This window comes from Amycolatopsis sp. NPDC051903, assembly GCF_044452505.1.
GTDB lineage: Bacteria > Actinomycetota > Actinomycetes > Mycobacteriales > Pseudonocardiaceae > Amycolatopsis.
Map to the genome: position 1 here is coordinate 30,461 of NZ_JBITBT010000052.1, position 17,739 is coordinate 48,199.

Below are 17,739 nucleotides of genomic sequence, written 5' to 3' on the forward strand. Positions count from 1 at the left end.
CCCGCCCACCGCAGCGACAAGAGGAATCTGGCGATGACTGACGAAAACAAGCTGGTCGACTACCTGAAGCGGGTGACCGCCAACCTCCAGGAGACGCGCGAGCGGCTGCGTGAGGTCGAGGCCGCGGGCGCCGAGCCGATCGCGATCGTCGCGATGGGCTGCCGCTACCCGGGTGACGTGCGCTCGCCCGAGGACTTGTGGGAGCTCGTGGCCGGGGGCCGCGACGCCATCGGCGGCTTCCCGGCCGACCGCGGCTGGAACCTGGACACGCTCTTCGACGCCGACCCCGACAGCCCCGGGACGAGCTACGTCAGCGAAGGCGGGTTCGTCCACGACGCCGGTGAGTTCGACGCGCCGTTCTTCGGCATCTCGCCGCGCGAGGCGCTGGCGATGGACCCGCAGCAGCGGATCGTGCTGGAGCTCGCGTGGGAGACGTTCGAGCGGGCCGGCATCGCGCCGCACTCGCTCGCGAAGCAGCAGGTCGGCGTGTTCGTCGGCAGCGGCGGGCAGGACTACTACGACGAGCTGCCGCCCTCGGTGCTCGCGGGTGAGGTCGAGGACTACCTGAGCACGGGCAACGCCGGCTCCGTCATCTCCGGCCGCATCGCCTACGCGCTGGGCCTGGAGGGCCCGGCCGTCACGATCGACTCGGCGTGCTCGTCGTCGCTGGTCGCACTGCACCTGGCCGTGCAGGCGCTGCGGCAGCGCGACTGCTCGCTCGCGCTGGCCGGGGGCGTGATGGTGATGTCGCGGCCCGGGCCGTTCCTCGCGTTCAGCCGCCAGCGCGGCCTCGCCGCCGACGGGCGCTGCAAGGCGTTCTCCGACTCCGCCGACGGCACCGGCTGGGCCGAGGGCGCGGGCACGCTGCTGCTGGAGCGCCTGTCCGACGCGCGCCGCAACGGGCACCCGGTCCTCGCCGTCGTCCGCGGGTCCGCGGTGAACTCCGACGGCGCGTCCAACGGGCTCACCGCGCCCAACGGACCTTCGCAGCAGCGCGTGATCCGCAAGGCGCTGGCCAACGCGCAGCTGTCGGCGTCCGAAGTGGACGCCGTCGAGGGGCACGGCACCGGCACCACGCTCGGCGATCCGATCGAGGCGCAGGCGGTGCTCGCCACCTACGGGCAGGACCGGCCGGCCGGGAAGCCGCTGTGGCTGGGCTCGATCAAGTCGAACATCGGCCACGCGCAGGCGGCGGCCGGTGTCGGCGGGGTGATCAAGATCGTCGAGGCGCTGCGCCACGGCCTGCTGCCGAAGACCCTGCACGTCACCGAGCCCTCCACCGAGGTCGACTGGGCTTCCGGCGACGTCGAGCTGCTCACCGAGGCCCGGGAGTGGGCCTCGGAGGGGCGGCCGCGGCGCGCAGGCATTTCGTCGTTCGGCGTGAGCGGCACCAACGCGCACGTGATCGTCGAGGAGGCGCCGGAGCCCGAGGCCGGGGAAGTGGTCGCGCCGAGCTGGCCCGCCGGGGTCGCGGTGCCGATGCCGCTGGCCGGGCACGGCTCGGTGGCCTTGCGGGCGCAGGCGGCGCAGCTGCTGTCCGAAGTGGACGGAGTGGCCGCGCTGGACCTCGGGTTCTCGCTGGCGACCTCGCGGTCGCCGCTGTCGCACCGCGCCGTGGCGCTGTCCGACGACCCGAAGGCCGCGATCACCGCGCTGGCCGCGGGCGAGACCGCGCCGGGCCTGATCACGGGTGCGCAGGCCGAGGGGAAGACCGCGTTCCTGTTCTCCGGCCAGGGCGCGCAGCGCGCCGGGATGGGCGCCGAGCTGGCCGCCGCGTTCCCGGTGTTCGCGTCCGCATTGGACGAGGTCTGCGCCGAGCTGGACCAGCACCTGGACCGGCCGCTCAAGACGGTCATCTTCGAGAAGCCGCGCCTGATCAACCAGACCGGCTACACGCAGCCCGCGTTGTTCGCGATCGAGGTCGCGTTGTCCCGGCTGCTGCGAGCGTGGGGCATCAAGCCCGACTACCTGCTCGGCCACTCGATCGGTGAGCTGGCCGCCGCGCACGTCTCGGGCATCCTCTCGCTCGCGGACGCGGCCAAGCTGGTCGCCGCGCGCGCGAAGCTGATGCAGGCGCTCCCGTCCGGAGGCGCGATGGTGGCGCTGCAGGCGACCGAGGACGAGGTCACGCCGCACCTGACCGGGCACGTGAGCATCGCCGCGATCAACGGCCCCGACTCCGTGGTCCTTTCCGGCACTGAAGAGGCCGTGGCCGCAGTGGTGGTGCGGTTCGAGGGCCGCAAGTCCTCGAAGCTCAAGGTCTCCCACGCGTTCCACTCGCCGCTGATGGAGCCGATGCTCGCCGAGTTCCGCGCGATCGCGGCGACGCTGACCTACGGAACGCCGGAAATCCCGATCGTCTCGACCGTCGGCGCCGGGGCCGAACTGTCCACTCCGGACTACTGGGTCGACCAGGTCCGCGCGACCGTCCGGTTCCACGACGGCATCACCGCCCTGGCCGCGAACGGTGTGGGTCGCTTCGTCGAGGTCGGCGCGGACGGCGTGCTGTCCGCGCTCGTCCGCCAGAGCATCGACGCGACCGTCGTTCCGGTGCAGCGCAAGGACCGCACCGAACCGCAAGCAGCGCTCACGGCGCTGGCCGAGCTGTTCGTCAGCGGCGTCGAACCCGACTGGGCCGCGGTGTTCGCGGGCCGTGGTGCCCGACGCGTCGACCTGCCGCCGTACGCGTTCCAGCGCAAGCGCTACTGGCTGAACGCCCGCGCCAACCGCGACGAGCTCACCGGCGCCGGCCTCACCGCCGCCGGGCACCCGCTGCTCGGCGCTGCCGTTGCGCTCGCCGACAGCGACGGGGTCGTTCTCACCGGGCGGCTGTCCGTCGAAACGCACCCGTGGCTGGCCGAGCACCGGCTCGGTGACGTCGTGGCCGTGCCCGGCACCGCGTTCCTCGAACTGGTGGTCCGCGCCGGTGACCAGGTGGGCGCCGGCCGGATCGAAGAACTGACGCTGGGCAGCCCGCTCGTCCTGCCCGCCGGGGGCGGCGTTCAGGTGCAGGTCACGGTGGGGGCGGCGGGGGAGCACGAGGTGCGCGCGGTCACCGTCCACTCGCGACCCGAGGACAGTGCGGAGTGGACGCTCCACGCGTCGGGGACCGTCGCCCCGCAGTCGCCCCGCGACGGCACCACCCTCACCGAATGGCCGCCCGCCGGCGCCGAGCCCGTCGCGATCGACGGCCTCTACGACGATTTCGCCGACACCGGCCTCACCTACGGTCCGCTGTTCCGCTCGCTGCGCGCGGTGTGGCGGCGCGGCCGCGAGGTGTTCGCCGAGGTCGAGCTGCCCGAGGACAGCGACGCCGAGCGCTTCGGCCTGCACCCGGCCGCGCTCGACGCCTGCACCCACGCCCTGCGCGTCGCCGGTGGCGGTGACGGTGGGGTCGGCCGAGTGCCGTTCTGCTGGACCGGCGTCGAGCTGCACGCCACCGGCGCCGCCGCGCTGCGCGTGCGGTTCACGCCGACCACCGACGACGGTTTCGAGGTCGTGCTGGCCGATCCCACCGGCGCGCCCGTCGCGACGGTTGCGGAGACCGTGTTCCGGGCGTTCACCGCACCGGGCGCGACGGAGCGGGTCGCGCCGCTGTACCGCGTCGAGTGGCAGCGGATCACGCCCGCGGAGTCCACTGTGGATCACCCGGCGGCCGAGATCTTCGACGCCACCGGTTCCGCCGACGCCCACGAAGCGACGCACCGCGTGCTCGCCGCCCTGCAGACGTGGCTCGCCGAGGAGCACCCGGAGGCCGCGCGCCTCGTCCTCGTGACGCGGGGTGCGGTCGCGGCCGGTGGTGACGTCACGGACCTCGCGGCCTCGGCCGTCTGGGGCCTCGTGCGCTCGGCGCAGGAGGAGAACCCCGATTCGTTCCTGCTGCTGGACCTGGACGCCGAAACGGCGGCCGAAGACGTGCTGCCGCAGGTCCTCGCCTCGGGCGAGACGCAGGCCGCCGTCCGCCTCGGCGTGGTCCTCGCGCCGCGGCTGGTGCGCACCACACCCGAGCTGGAGCGGCCGTACTTCTGTCCCCACGGCACGGTGCTGGTCACCGGTGCGTCGGGCGCTCTGGGCGGCAAGCTCGCCCGCCACCTCGCCGCGGAGCACGGCGTGCGCCGGCTGCTGCTCGTCAGCCGCCGCACCACGCCGGAGCTGGAGCAGCTGGCGACAGATCTGCGGGGCCTCGAGGTCGACGTGCGGCTCGCGCGCTGCGACGTCGCCGACCGCGCGGCGCTGGCCGACGTGCTCGCGGCCATCCCGGAGGAGAACCCACTGACCGCCGTGGTCCACGCCGCCGGGGTCCTCGACGACGGCGTGGTCACCGCACTGACCCCGGACCGCGTCGACGCCGTGCTCGCGCCGAAGGTCGACGGCGCGCTGAACCTCCACGAGCTCACCCGGGACACCGCGCTGTCGGCGTTCGTGCTGTTCTCCTCGGTGTCGGGCGTGCTCGGCGCGCCGGGCCAGGGCAGCTACGCCGCGGCCAACGCGTTCCTCGACGCACTGGCCGCCCACCGCGTCGCCCACGGCCTGCCGGGCTTGTCGCTCGACTGGGGCCTGTGGGGCGAGGTCGGTGGCATGGGCGGCACGCTCACCCGGGAAGAGGTCACGCGCCTCGCCGCGAGCGGTGTCGTGCCACTGTCCACTGCGGACGGTCTGGCGCTGTTCGACCGCGCGCTCGCCGCCCGGCAGCCGACCGTGGTCCCGGCGAGGCTCGACCTGCCGGTGCTGCGCAAGCTCGACCGAGTCCCGCGCACACTGGAGCAGCTCGTCGGCGGCACCACCCGCCGCGTCGCCGCGACAGCCGAAGCGCCGGCCGACTCCTTCGCCGCGCGCTTGCTGCGCCTGCCCGAGGAGGATCGGCGCGACGCGGTGCTGGAGCTCGTCCGCGGGCACGCCGCCACCGTGCTCGGTTACGGTGGCGCGCACGAGATCGAGCCGGCGGCGCAGTTCCAGTCGCTCGGCTTCGACTCGCTCACCGCGATCGAACTGCGCAACGGCCTCACCGCCGCCACCGGCCGACGCCTGCCCGCGACGCTGATCTTCGACCACCCGACGCCCTCGGCGCTGGCCGCGCACCTGTTCGGTGAGCTGGCCGGGACCGTGGACGAGGTCGTCACCGTCACCGCCGCGAACACCGACGAACCCATCGCTATCGTCGGCATGGCCTGCCGCCTGCCCGGCGGGGTCACCTCGCCGGAGCAGCTGTGGGAGTTCGTGGCCGAGGGCCGCGACGCGATCGGCGACTTCCCCGCCGACCGCGGCTGGGACGTCGCGGGCCTGCTCGACCCGACGGGCCGGCGCCCCGGCACCACCTACGTCGCCCGGGGCGGGTTCGTCTACGACGCGGGTGACTTCGACCCGGCGTTCTTCGGCGTTTCCCCGAAGGAAGCCCCGGCGATCGACCCGCAGCAGCGGCTGCTGCTCGAAGCGTCGTGGGAGGCGCTGGAGCGCGCCGGCATCGACCCGGTGTCGCTCAAGGGCAGCCCGACCGGCGTGTACGCGGGCGTGCAGTACCACGACTACGTGGGCGCGAACAGCGCCGGCTCGATCGTCACCGGCCGCGTGTCCTACACGCTGGGCCTCGAGGGCCCGTCGGTCAGCATCGACACCGCGTGCTCGTCTTCGCTGGTCGCGCTGCACATGGCGGCCCAGGCGCTGCGCGGCGGCGACTGCTCGCTCGCGCTGGCGGGCGGCGTCACGGTGATGGCGACGCCGGAGACGTTCGTCGAGTTCAGCCGTCAGCAGGGCCTCGCCCCGGACGGCCGCTGCAAGGTGTTCTCCGACGCCGCCGACGGCACGACCTGGTCCGAAGGCGTCGGTGTGCTGGTGCTCGAACGGCTTTCCGACGCCCGGCGCAACGGTCACCCGGTGCTCGCGGTCCTCAAGGGCAGCGCGATCAACCAGGACGGCACTTCCAACGGCCTCACCGCCCCCAACGGTCCCGCGCAGCAGCGCGTGATCCGCGCGGCGCTCGCCGACGCGGGCCTCGATCCGTCCGAAGTGGACGCCGTTGAAGCGCACGGCACGGGCACGAAGCTCGGCGACCCGATCGAAGTCCAGGCCCTGCTGGCCACCTACGGCGCGCAGGCCTCGGCCGACCGTCCACTGTGGGTCGGCTCGGTGAAGTCCAACATCGGACACACGCAGGCCGCGGCCGGCGCGGCGGGCGTGATCAAGATGATCCAGGCCATGCGCCACGGTGAGCTGCCCGCGACGCTGCACGTCGGCCGGCCGTCGAGTGAGATCGACTGGTCTTCCGGCGCGGTCCGGCCGCTCGTCGAACCGGTGAAGTGGCTGCCCAACGGGCACACGCGCCGCGCGGCCGTCTCGTCGTTCGGTGTCAGCGGCACCAACGCGCACGTGATCCTGGAGGAGGGCGACCGCACCGAGGTCGTCGCCACCGGAGTGCCGGAGCACGACGGCCCGGTCGCGTGGCCGGTGTCGGGCCGCGGCACCGCGGCACTGCGGGCGCGAGCCGAGCAGCTCATGTCCTACGTGGACGAAGACCCCGAGGGCAGCCTCGCCGACATCGGGCTGTCGCTGGCCACCACGCGCAGCGCGTTCGACCGTCGCGCGGTGCTGATCGGCAACCGGTCGCCGCAGTTCGTCCGCGGGCTCGCCGCGCTGGTCGACGAAGAGGAGGTCCGCGGCGTCGTCAGCGGCGTCACCACGTCGGGCCGCACGGCGTTCCTGTTCGCCGGCCAGGGTTCGCAGCGGGTGGAGATGGGCAAGCGGCTCGCCGAACAGCAGCCCGTCTTCGCCGCGGCCTACGACGAGGTCTGCGGCGAGCTCGACAAGCACCTCGATCGCCCGATTCGCGAAGTGATCGACAGCGGCGACGGACTCGACGAAACGCGCTACACGCAGCCCGCGCTGTTCGCGCTGGAAGTCGCGTTGTTCCGGCTGGTCCGCTCGTGGGGCGTGAAGCCCGACGTGCTGGCCGGCCACTCGATCGGCGAGGTCGCCGCCGCGCACTGCGCCGGCGTGCTCTCGCTGGCCGACGCCGCGAAACTGGTCGTCGCGCGCGGTGCGCTGATGCAGGCACTGCCGGCCGGCGGGGCGATGGTCGCGATCGAGGCGACGCCGGAGGCCGTGCGCGAAGCCGCGGGGGACACCGTGGACCTCGCGGCGGTGAACGGCCCGAGCGCCGTGGTGATCTCGGGTACGGCCGACGCCGTGGCCGCCGTCGCGGCGAAGTTCGAGCGCACCAAGCAACTGCGGGTCTCGCACGCGTTCCACTCGCGGCTCATGGACCCGATGCTCGCCGAGTTCCGCGCCGTCGCCGAGCAGCTCACCCACGCACAGCCGCGGATCCCGGTCATCTCGACCGTGACGGGCGAGCCGGCCGAGCTCACGGCGCCCGAGTACTGGGTGCGGCAGGTCCGCGAAGGCGTCCGCTTCCTCGACGCCGTCACCCGCGCCGCGGCCGACGGCGTCACGCGGTTCCTCGAACTGGGGCCGGACACCACGCTCACCGCGATGACCGACGGCTGCCTCGACGAGCGGCCCGAAGGCCTCGTACTGGCCGCGCTGCTGCACAAAGAGCAGGACGAAGCCGTCGCCGCGTTGACGGGGCTCGCGCAGCTGCACGTCAGCGGAGTCGACGTCGACTGGACCGCCGTCTACGAGCCGACGGGTGCGCGGCGGGTCGCCCTGCCGACCTACCCGTTCCAGCGGCAGCGCTACTGGCTCGAGAGCACGCCCTCGGCCGCCGGGCAGGAGGACCACCCGCTGCTGGGCTCGGCTCTCGAGCTGGCCGACGCCGAAGGCCTGCTGTTCTCCGGCCGGCTGTCCGTGGGCACGCACCCGTGGCTCGCCGGCCACGTCGTCGGCGGCTCGATCCTGTTCCCCGGCACCGGCTTCGTCGAGATGGCGATCCGCGCGGGCGACGAGGCGGGCTGCCCGCGGCTCGACGAGCTGACGCTCGAGTACCCGCTGGTGCTGCCCGAGCGCAGCGGCGTCCGCGTGCAGTTCGCGCTGAGCGCCCCGGACCGCAGTGGTACACGGACGTTCGCCGTCCACTCACGACCCGAAGGCGACGGGACGACGTGGACCCGGCACGCGACCGGCAAGCTCGCCAAGGCGGGCAAGACGGAGCAGTTCGACCTCGCCCAGTGGCCGCCCGCGGACGCCGAGGCGGTCCGGCTCGAGGGCACGTACGAGGAGCTGGCCGCCGACGGGCTGGCCTACGGACCGGCGTTCCGCGGGCTCGTCGCCGCGTGGCGGCGCGACGGCGAGGCGTTCGCCGAGGTCCAGCTCCCGGCGGCGGCCTCGGTGTCCGAAGTGGACCGCTACGGCATCCACCCGGCCGTACTCGACGCGGCGCTGCACACCATCGGCGTCTCCGGTGCGCTGGGCAGTGAGCCCGCGCTGCCGTTCGTGTGGGAGGGCGTGCGGCTGCACGCCGTCGGCGCGACGACGCTCCGGGTCCACGTAAAGCCGGTCGGCACCGGCGCGGTCGCGCTGGACATCGCCGACGGCACCGGGGCACCGGTCGTCTCCGTGGAGTCGCTGCTGCTGCGCCCGGTGTCGGCGGTGCCGCAGGCGGCCGCTCCGACCGGAGGCGACTCGCTGTTCCGCGTCGCGTGGGAGCAGACCGACCTCGACGCGGTCGCCGAAGTCACCGAGTGGACCGTGGTGGGCCCCGACCTCTTCGGCCTCACCGGCGAGCTCGGTGCGACCACGGCTGCCGGCTTCGCCGGCGCGTCGGGCCTGCTCGTGCTGTCCGCGGGCGGCGACGACGTGCACGCCGAACTGCACCGGGTCCTGGGGCTGCTGCAGGAGTTCCTGGCCACACCGGACGGAACGCTGCTGGTCGTGACCCGGGGCGCCGTCGCGACGGACGCGGACGAGAACCCCGATCCCGTCGGCGCGGCCGTGGCCGGGCTCGTGCGTTCGGCGCAGGCCGAGCACCCGGACCGCATCACGCTCGTGGACCTCGGCACCGGCACGCCGACCGGCCGGACGCTCGCCGCGGTGTCCGCTTCGGACGAACCGCAGGTCGCGCTACGCTCGGGTGCCGTGTTCGTGCCGCGGCTGCGGCGGGCGCCGGACGCGGCCGCCGCGCCCGTCTGGTCCGCCGAGGGCACCGTGCTCGTCACCGGCGCCACCGGCGCGCTGGGCACCGCGGTCGCTCGGCACCTCGTGGCCGAGCACGGCGTGCGCAGCCTGCTGCTGGTCAGCCGGCGCGGCCCGGACGCGCCGGGCGCGGCCGAGCTGCGGGCCGAACTGACCGCGCTGGGCGCCGACGTCACGCTCGCCGCCTGCGATGTGGCCGACCGCGACGCCGTCGCCGCGCTGCTGGCGGGCGTCGACCTCACCGCCGTGGTCCACGCGGCCGGTGTGCTCGACGACGGTGTGCTCACCTCGCTCACGCCCGACCGGCTCGACACGGTGCTGCGGCCCAAGGTCGACGCCGCCGCGACGCTGCACGAGCTCACCCACGAGCGGAACCTCACGGCGTTCGTGCTGTTCTCCTCGGCCGCCGGTGTGCTCGGCGCGCCGGGCCAGGGCAGCTACGCCGCCGCGAACGCCTACCTCGACGCGCTGGCCGCCCGCCGCCGCGCCGAGGGGCTCGCGGGCACCTCGCTCGCGTGGGGCCTGTGGGAGGGCGGCATGGGTGACGTCGTCCAGGACGCCGACGCGCACCGCATCGGCGAGACCGGCATCACCGCGCTGTCCACTGAGGACGGTCTGCGGCTGCTGGATTCGGCGGCGGGCGCGGCCGAAGCGCTCCTGGTGCCGATCGCGCTCGACACCCGGGTGCTGGCGGCTTCCAGCGCCGAGGACCTCCCGGCCGTGCTGCGGGAGTTCGCCGACGCCCCGGGCCGCCGGGCGGCGCAGGACGCGGCGGAGGAATCGGAATCCCTGGCGCAGAAGCTGGCGGCCCTGCCGCCGGGGAAGCGCGCACCGCACGTGCTCGCGCTGGTGCGCGGCCACGCGGCCGCGCTGCTCGGCCACGCCGGGCCGGAGGTGGTGGAGGCGGACCGCTCGTTCAACGAGGTCGGCTTCGACTCCTTGTCCGCCACGGGCTTCCGCAACAAGCTGAGCCTCGTCACGGGGCTGAAGCTGCCCGTGAGCCTCATCTTCGACCACCCGACCCCGCGGATCCTCGCCGAGCACCTCGTCGCCGAGCTGGCGCCGGTGCCCGCCGAAGCGGCGCCCGTCGTCGAGGACCCGGAGGACGAGCAGCCGGCCGTCGCTGAGGCGGCGATCGACGAGCTCGACGCCGACGCCCTGATCAGCCTGGCGATCGGGGGTGGTGACGACGATTGAACGAGGTCAGCGTCGACCCCCTGACTCCGCTCAACCAGGCCATTATTACCGCCGGCAGCACGCCCCGTGGCCCACTGGATACGCACAGTTTCCCGAGCTCCTCGCCGGATTCCCCCGCGAGAAGTTCCTTCGAGCTCGACCCCAACGAGGAGAGGTAACCGATGGTCACCGGCTACGCGATAGAAGCACGGGGGCTGCGCAAGTCCTACGGAGAAGTCGCCGTGCTCGAAAGCGTCGACCTCAGCGTGGAGCGGGGCACGATGTTCGCGCTCCTGGGGCCCAACGGCGCCGGCAAGACCACGACCGTGCGGATCCTCAGCACGCTCCTGGAGGCCGACGGCGGCACCGTCACCGTCAACGGCCACGACCTCAACGGCTCCAAGCGCAAGGTGCGCGAGCAGATCGGGCTCACCGGCCAGGACACGGCCGTCGACGAGCTGCTCACCGGGCGCGAGAACCTGGAGATGATGGCGCGCCTGTTCCACCTCTCGCCCGCCGCGGCGAAGGCGCGCGCCACGGAGCTGCTCGGGCAGTTCGACCTCGTGGACGCGGCCACGAGGCAGGTCAAGACGTACTCCGGTGGCATGCGCCGCCGGCTGGACCTGGCCATCAGCCTCATCACGACGCCGCCGGTGCTGTTCCTCGACGAGCCGACCACCGGTCTCGACCCGCGCAGCCGCTCGGCGATGTGGGACGCGATCCGGCAGCTGCTCGACGGCGGCACCACGATCCTGCTCACCACCCAGTACCTCGACGAAGCCGACCAGCTCGCCGACCGCATCGCGGTGATCGACAAGGGCCGCGTGGTCGCCGAAGGCACGGCGGCCGAGCTCAAGCGCCGGGTCGGCACCGAGCGCCTCAAGCTCACCTTCGGCACCGCGGTGGAGGCGGACCGGGCGCACACCGTCGTCGACGGCGTGCTGCTCGACGCGGCGGTGAGCATCGCGGTCGAGCACCCCGAGCACGTGCGGCGGGTGCTCAACCAGGTCGCCGACGCCGGCCTCGAACCCACCGGGGTCGAGCTGTCCGCACCGACCCTCGACGACGTGTTCCACACCCTTACCTCGACCGCGGGAGAGAAGTGATGACCCAGACCCTGTCGAGGGAGACGGAGGGGACGCCCATCCCCGCCACTCCCACCCGTTCGGCGCTGTCGCTCGCGGTGTCCGACTACCGGGTGCTGATCGGGCGCAACCTGAAGCACATCACCCGCAACCCCGAGATGCTGATCCAGGCCGTCTCGCTGCCGATCGTGCTGCTCCTGCTGTTCCGCTTCATGTTCGGCGGCGCGATCAACCTGTCCGGCCTGGCCTACATCGACTACCTGGTGCCGGGCCTGGTCGTGATCAGCATCGGCTTCAACTCGACGTCCACTGTGGTCGGTGTCGCCGCCGACCTCACCAACGGGCTCGTGGAACGCTTCCGCTCCATGCCGATGGCGGGTTCGGCCGTGCTGGTCGGGCACGTGGTGTCGGGGGTGCTGCGTAGCCTGCTCTCACTCGTGGTGATGGTGGCTTTCGGTCTCGCGATCGGCTTCCGCCCCGGCGGCGGTGTCCTCGGCTGGCTGGGCGCGGTCGGCCTGCTGGTGCTGTTCGCGGCCGGCGTGTTCTGGCTCGCCAGCCTGGTGGGCTCGATCGCCAAGACCGTCGAAGGCGCGGGTGGCCTGGGCATGATCTTCGTGTTCGTGCCCTACGCCACCAGCGCGCTGGTGCCGACCGCGTCGATGCCCAGCGTCCTGCGGGTCATCGTGGACAACCAGCCGGTGACGGTGCTGATCGACGCGGTCCGCGCACTGATGAGCGGCTCCGCGGTGGGCGCCACGGGCTGGCTCGCGCTGGCCTGGTGGATCCCGATCACAGCGCTGGCGGCGTTCCTGACAGTCCGGAAGTTCCAGCAGCGGTCCAACTCCTGAGCTTTCGGCACGATTCGAGGGGCGGCCCGCTGCCGGCGGGCCGCCCCCTCGGCGTGCGCGGCCACAAGGTCGACTTTAGGTCGGTCGGGCACTCTGCGTTGAGCAGCCCAGGCCAGTGCGTGAAGTGAGGTGGCGTGATGCCGGCCCGGATCGACGAGTTGCCGTCCGATGTCCTCGACCGGTGGCTCGCACCGCTGGTGGACGATCCGGCCGGCGCCGTGGCGTTCCTCGCCGAGGTGACCGGCCGCGTCGCTCGCCGCAGAGGTGGTGGCCACGTCCTCGTCCTCGGCGGCGGCCCGGTGGCCGACGCCCTGGCGGGCGAGGACTACGCGGTCACCGTGGCACACCTCGAGCACGGCCTGCCCACCGGCCTGCGCTTCGACGCGGTCTACGCGGGTGCGGACGCGCTCGCCCGGCTCCGTGGCCAACGTGATCAGCTGCGTGCTGTGCGCCGCTTGGCGGGGCTTCTGCGCCCGGGCGGTGCTTTGGTGGTGCAGGGGCGGCAGCCGGATCCGGCTCGGTGGGCGTCGGATGCGTGGGTGCGTGAGGTGGATTGTGTTCGCCAGACGGTGCTGTTGGCGGGAGCCGAGATGCCGTTGCGGTACGTGTGGCCCACGGAGCTGGATCTGATGGCGGAGTTGGCGGAGCTGGCATTGGATTCTCGGTGGGGTGGCTGGTGTGGCGAGCCCGTCGAGTGCGGTGGGCCGGTCGTCTCGGTCTACCGCAGCTGAGCCCGCCCATCCCGCCACGCGCCCTTTGGCGTGGGGTGCGTGGGATGCACCGAACGCCACGGGGGACGCTTGCCGCCCAGCTGTCGCCCGGGTGAGCGCGAGCCCCCGACAAGAAAGGCCCGGCCACTGTGGAGCACAGTGGCCGGGCCGTTCTTGCGGGAAGGGGTCTGGGGTTCAGACCGCGTCCGACATCTCGCCGACGAGGATGCTGTGGTGCAGCTTCCGCAGCGAGCTGCCCGGCTCGATCCCCAGCTGCTGCACCAGGTTCTGCCGCGCCGACGCGAACGTCTCGAGCGCCTCCGCCCGCCGGTTCGATCGCAGGAGCGCGGTCATCAGGTACTCGTAGAAGGTCTCGCGCAACGTGTGTTCCTTCGCCAGCGCCGAGAGCTGTCCGACGACCTCGCGGTGGTGCCCGATGAGCAGCTCCGTCTCCATCAGCAGCTCCAGGCACTCCAACCGGCTCTCCTCGAGCAGGGTGGCGTACCCCTGCACGTCGGGCGAGTCGGTGAAGCCACCGAACGCCGGCCCACGCCACTGGTTCGCGGCATCCCGCAGTACCGCGGCCGCCTGGCCGTAGCCGCGGTCCGAGTGCAGGGCGCGGCCCTGCTGGTACAGGCGCGTGAACCGGTCGGCGTCCAGTTCGTCGATGCCGACGTGCAGAGAGTAGCCGCGTGGGCTCGTCACGACGGGGCTGTCCTCGGCGTCGGCCGAGGTCCCGCGCAGGAGCTTGCGCAGCTGTGACACGTACACGTAGAGCGCGGCGCTCGCGCGCGCCGGTGGGTTCTCGCCCCAGATCTCGCCGATGAGGTGCTCGGCGGTGACGACCTGGTTGTTCTTGGCGAGCAGCACGGCGAACAGCGTTTCGATCTTGCGCGCCCTGGGTGCGCGGACACCGGGGCGGCCGCTGACCCTGATCTGCCCGAGAATTTCGTAGTTCATCATGAGTGCCCTCCGCGTCGTCGGGGAGCCGGCTCCGGCGGCGCCCCCAGCGCCCCTGCCTGCCGGTGTTGCCCGGCTCCACGTGAGCAACTTACCAAACCGGGAGGTCGGTTTTCAAGACAAAACCGGGAGGTCGGTCTGTTTTGATCAAGAGCAACTGCCTGCATCGAGGCCGGAACCCTTGGATGCGCGCGAAATTCTTGTAAACCGGGCGGTTGGTATCTTATGCTGCACGAGCCCGAGACGGGCCCGAGGGACGGGGAAGACGGTGACGAAGCAGGCGCGCGCGGAGCAGACTCGGCTCCAGCTGCTCGAAGCGGCCGCCGAGCTGCTGCACCGCGACGGCTACGCGGCCACCAGCATGGTGGACATCGCGCGCCAGGCCGGGGTCACCAAGGGTGGCCTGTACTTCCACTTCACCTCGAAGGACGACGTCTGCGACGAGGTCCAGGCCGCTGCCGTCGCCGTCCTGGCCGACCACGTGCGGTGGATCGACCGCAGGATCACCGCGCCGCCGCCGTCGCTGCGCCGGCTCGCCGAGCTGAGCCGGGCGCTCATGCACTGGCTCGGCGCGGATCCGAAGGTGGGCGCGAGCTTCCGGCTGGCCAGGGAGATGGGCGCGAAGGACGTGCGCTTCGTGGTGTTCGTGCGCGCGTGGCTCGCGGAAGTCCGCCGTTATGTCGCCGAAGCGGACGAGGCTGGTGAGCTCAGTGCGGGCGTGCTGCCCGACATGGCGTCGCTGCTGGTGGTGGTCCTCTGCGTCGGCCTCGAGTCCGTGGTCGGGAGCGGCGCGGTTCCGGCGGACATCGATCTCGAGCGCACGCTGACCGAGCTGTGGCGCGTGATCGAGCTGGCCGAGCCGGTCGCGGCCCGTCGAAGCTGAAACCCGCTTCAGGCGGGGGTTTTCCCGACCTCGGGTGAGCCCGCCGGGTCGAACTTCTGCACGCGGCGAGGCGCAGCGATCGACGGCAGCAGCGTTGCCCACATGAACGTGACGCGCTCGCGCAGGTCGGTGCGGCCGGTCAGCACCTGGGAGCTCAGCTGGATTCCGGTGAACGCGGAGACGACGTGCTGCGCGAGGTCGTGGGCGTTGACCTCCTTGCGCACGTCGCCGGCTGCCTTCGCGGCCAGCAAGCACGCGTGCACGAGGTCGATCCACTGCTTGTAGGCACTCGCCGCCGGCGTGACGAACGAACCCTGCTCGATCACGAGCCGGATGCTCGCGCGCACGTGGACGTCGTTCTGCAGGCCCGTGGCCAGGGTGTGGCACCAGTCGATCACCGTCTGCAGACCTGGGTTCTCCAGCAACGGTGACGAGTCCAGCACGCCGAACTGCTCCTGCATCAGGGCGTCGGCGAGGTCTTCCTTGGACTTGAAGTGAAAGTAGAGCGCGCCCTTGGTCACACCCGCCTCGGCCAGGATGTCGGACAGGCTCGCGCCGAGGAAGCCCACCGCGTCGAACCGCGAAGCCGCGGCCGTGAGGATGGTCCTGCGAGTCTGCTCAGCACGTTCCTGGCGCGCCACACCTTGCTCCTTCGCTGCACGAGTGGGGTCCGGCACGGACCGGGCGAGTCATCAGTGTAGCCGCCGGCCCGGCGTAGAGCCAGAGAAAAAAACCGGTAGGTAGGTATGGTTTTGGCTCGCCAGTTCCGCTAGAAATTGAGCGGGGGAGTACTGGGGAAAAAAACTTTCTGGGAGGACCGATGGTCGGCACATTGCTTCAGGAGACCACCAGGACAACATCCACCGAAACGATCGATGAAACTCCGGCGAAGAGGCCGGTCGACTTCCAGCAGACCATTCCGCGCAGCCTCGTGCACCGCGCGGCCGTCTCGGAAGTCTTCGTCACCGACCTGAACATCCTGGGTCCGGGCCGCTTCGAAGTCGGTGCGCAGTGGCCGCGCCGGCACGGCTTCTTCGGCCCGCGCACACCCGCTTCGCACGACCCGATGCTGTACACCGAGACCTGCCGGCAGGCCGGGATGCTGCTCGCGCACCGCGCGTACGGCGTGCCGCTCGGGTACAACTTCCTGTCCGATCACAAGGCCTACGACGTCGACTTCGCCGGGCTGGCCACCGACTGCCGGCCGGTCGACGTGGTGCTGCAGATCAGCGCGCACGACATCGCCTACCGCGGTAAGAACGTCGGCGGCATGCGGTTCGAGTTCGACGTGTTCCGCGACGGCGAGCACATCGGCACCGGCTCCGAGCGCTGGCGCTGCGTGTCCTCCGCGGTCTACCGCCGGGTCCGCGGCGAGCACTTCGCGGCGACTCCGTTCCAGGTCACGGTGCTGCCGACCGTCGAACCGGCCACGGTCGGCCGCTACGACGCGCACGACGTGCTGGTGGCCGCGACCGAGCAGCAGGGCCACTGGGTGCTGCAGTTCGACCCGGACCACGCCGTGCTGTTCGACCACGCGGTGGACCACGTGCCGGGCATGGTGCTGGGCGAGGCCGCACGCCAGGCGGCGCTGCTCACCGTCGGCGATCCGCACGCGCTGCCGCTGCGCGCGGAGTTCGAGTTCCGCTCCTACGTGGAGTTCGACGCCGAGTGCCGGATCCGGGCCGAGGAACTGGCTCCGGCCGACGACGGCACCCGCCTGGTGCGGGTCGACTTCGAGCAGAACGGCGACACCGTGATGGCGACCGAGCTGGCGATGCGCCTGTCATGACTGCCGACCTGGGGGCGGTCAGTACGACGGACATCCTGGTGACGGGAGCCACCGGCTTCATCGGCTCGGCGGTGGTGCGTGAGCTCGTCGCGCGCGGGTTCGGTCCGCGGGTACGGGCCCTCGCGCGGCGGCCGGTGCCCGGCTGGATGGCGGACGCGGGCGTGCGCGTCGTCGCCGGCGATCTCACCGATCCGGCGAGCCTGCGCGGCGCCTGCACGGGGGCCACCACCCTCGTGCACCTCGCGGCGCAGGTGGGTGGGGACGCGCAGCTGTGCACGGCCGTCAACGAGGACGGCACGCGCGCGCTCCTGGCGGAGGCCGCGCGGGCCGGCACCACGCGCGTGCTCCACCTGAGCACGTGCGCGGTGTACCGCGACGGCGAACACCGCGGTGCGGCGGAATCCGTGCTCGAGCCAGGGGCGGCACCGAACACCGGCCCGGCGGCAGCCGGCGGGCGGACCGGTGCGGACGGTGGTCCTGGAGCCGGTCGATCCGGTTCGACCCCGGATCCGGTCGCCGGTCCGGCGGGAGCCGCGCTGGTCTGTGACCCGGCCTCGGCCACGAGCCGCAGCCGGCTCGCGGCCGAGCGCCTGGTCCGGGCGGCCGGGGGTGTGGTCCTGCGGCCGCACCTGGTCTACGGGCCGGGCGACCGGCACGTCGTCCCGGCACTGGTGCGGTGGCTGCGCGCGGTCCCGGCCTGGGCCGCGGGTGGCGGCGCGCGCACGTCGGTCGTCTCGGTGACGGACCTCGCGACGGTCGTCGCCGCGCTGGTCCGGACCCCGGCGGCGCCCGGCGAGGTGTTCCACGTGGCCGATCCGCGGCCGGTTCGCGTGCGGCAGCTGGTCACCGCCGTGTGCGAGCTGCTCGGTGAGCCCGTCCCCGAGGCGGACCTGCCGGTCGAGGAGCACCGCGCGCGCACCCGCGCGGCCCTGCCGTGGCTGAGCGAGCACCAGTTTTCGCTGCTCACGCGCGACCACTGGTACGAGAGCGGCCGCGTCTGGACCACCACGGGCGTTGCGCCGGGACCGGGCCTCGCCCGGCGCCTGGCCGACGCCGCGGACTGGTACCGCGAATCACTCGGCACTGTTTCGGCGGTGCATTAACGGAATATCGAAGATCGAATTGAGCGGACCGTGTCCGCGTGAATTCGCACCGCAATTTCGATCATGACGGCCGCCCGGAATTCGACCGGGCGGCCGTCGGCGTT

9 protein-coding genes are annotated in these 17,739 nt (G+C 72.6%); 7 read left to right on the top strand and 2 right to left on the bottom strand.

The genetic code is table 11. From position 1 onward, the window contains the following. Positions 1–33: 33 nt before the first annotated feature. The 4 genes from ACIA77_RS47800 (at position 34) to ACIA77_RS47815 (ending at position 12,921) form a co-directional block, all read left to right on the top strand. Positions 34–10,278: an SDR family NAD(P)-dependent oxidoreductase gene (locus ACIA77_RS47800; RefSeq protein ID WP_395892857.1), complete on the top strand. Its 10,245-nt coding sequence runs from the start codon at positions 34–36 to the stop codon at positions 10,276–10,278. Positions 10,279–10,439: 161 nt separating this feature from the next. Continuing rightward, complete coding sequence (locus ACIA77_RS47805; protein ID WP_395892858.1) at positions 10,440–11,363, top strand: ATP-binding cassette domain-containing protein; 924 nt, start codon at positions 10,440–10,442, stop codon at positions 11,361–11,363. Beyond that, positions 11,363–12,190 carry an ABC transporter permease gene (locus ACIA77_RS47810; RefSeq protein WP_395892859.1) on the top strand — a complete coding sequence of 276 codons (828 nt, stop codon included), beginning with the start codon at positions 11,363–11,365 and terminating at the stop codon, positions 12,188–12,190. Before ACIA77_RS47805 ends, ACIA77_RS47810 begins: the two co-directional genes overlap by 1 nt. A gap of 137 nt (positions 12,191–12,327) precedes the next feature. Further along, complete coding sequence (locus tag ACIA77_RS47815) at positions 12,328–12,921, top strand: hypothetical protein (RefSeq protein ID WP_395892860.1); 594 nt, start codon at positions 12,328–12,330, stop codon at positions 12,919–12,921. A gap of 174 nt (positions 12,922–13,095) precedes the next feature. On the opposite strand, the gene ACIA77_RS47820 is transcribed toward ACIA77_RS47815, so the two are convergent. Continuing rightward, on the bottom strand, positions 13,096–13,863 hold the full coding sequence (locus tag ACIA77_RS47820) for a BTAD domain-containing putative transcriptional regulator (RefSeq protein ID WP_395892861.1): 768 nt from the start codon (positions 13,861–13,863) through the stop codon (positions 13,096–13,098). Positions 13,864–14,128: 265 nt separating this feature from the next. On the opposite strand from ACIA77_RS47820, the gene ACIA77_RS47825 reads away from it, so the two are divergent. After that, positions 14,129–14,743 carry a ScbR family autoregulator-binding transcription factor gene (locus ACIA77_RS47825; RefSeq protein WP_395892862.1) on the top strand — a complete coding sequence of 205 codons (615 nt, stop codon included), beginning with the start codon at positions 14,129–14,131 and terminating at the stop codon, positions 14,741–14,743. An 8-nt stretch (positions 14,744–14,751) separates the two neighbouring features. Here ACIA77_RS47825 and ACIA77_RS47830 read toward each other — a convergent pair whose 3' ends face one another. Next, a complete protein-coding gene (locus ACIA77_RS47830) occupies positions 14,752–15,384 on the bottom strand; it encodes a ScbR family autoregulator-binding transcription factor (protein ID WP_395892863.1) in 633 nt (210 codons plus the stop codon). Between the two features lie 179 nt (positions 15,385–15,563). On the opposite strand from ACIA77_RS47830, the gene ACIA77_RS47835 reads away from it, so the two are divergent. Both ACIA77_RS47835 and ACIA77_RS47840 read left to right on the top strand, forming a co-directional pair. Further along, a complete protein-coding gene (locus ACIA77_RS47835; RefSeq protein ID WP_395892864.1) occupies positions 15,564–16,532 on the top strand; it encodes a ScbA/BarX family gamma-butyrolactone biosynthesis protein in 969 nt (322 codons plus the stop codon). Then, a complete protein-coding gene (locus ACIA77_RS47840) occupies positions 16,529–17,635 on the top strand; it encodes an NAD-dependent epimerase/dehydratase family protein (protein ID WP_395892865.1) in 1,107 nt (368 codons plus the stop codon). Before ACIA77_RS47835 ends, ACIA77_RS47840 begins: the two co-directional genes overlap by 4 nt. The last annotated feature ends 104 nt before the right edge of the window (positions 17,636–17,739 follow it).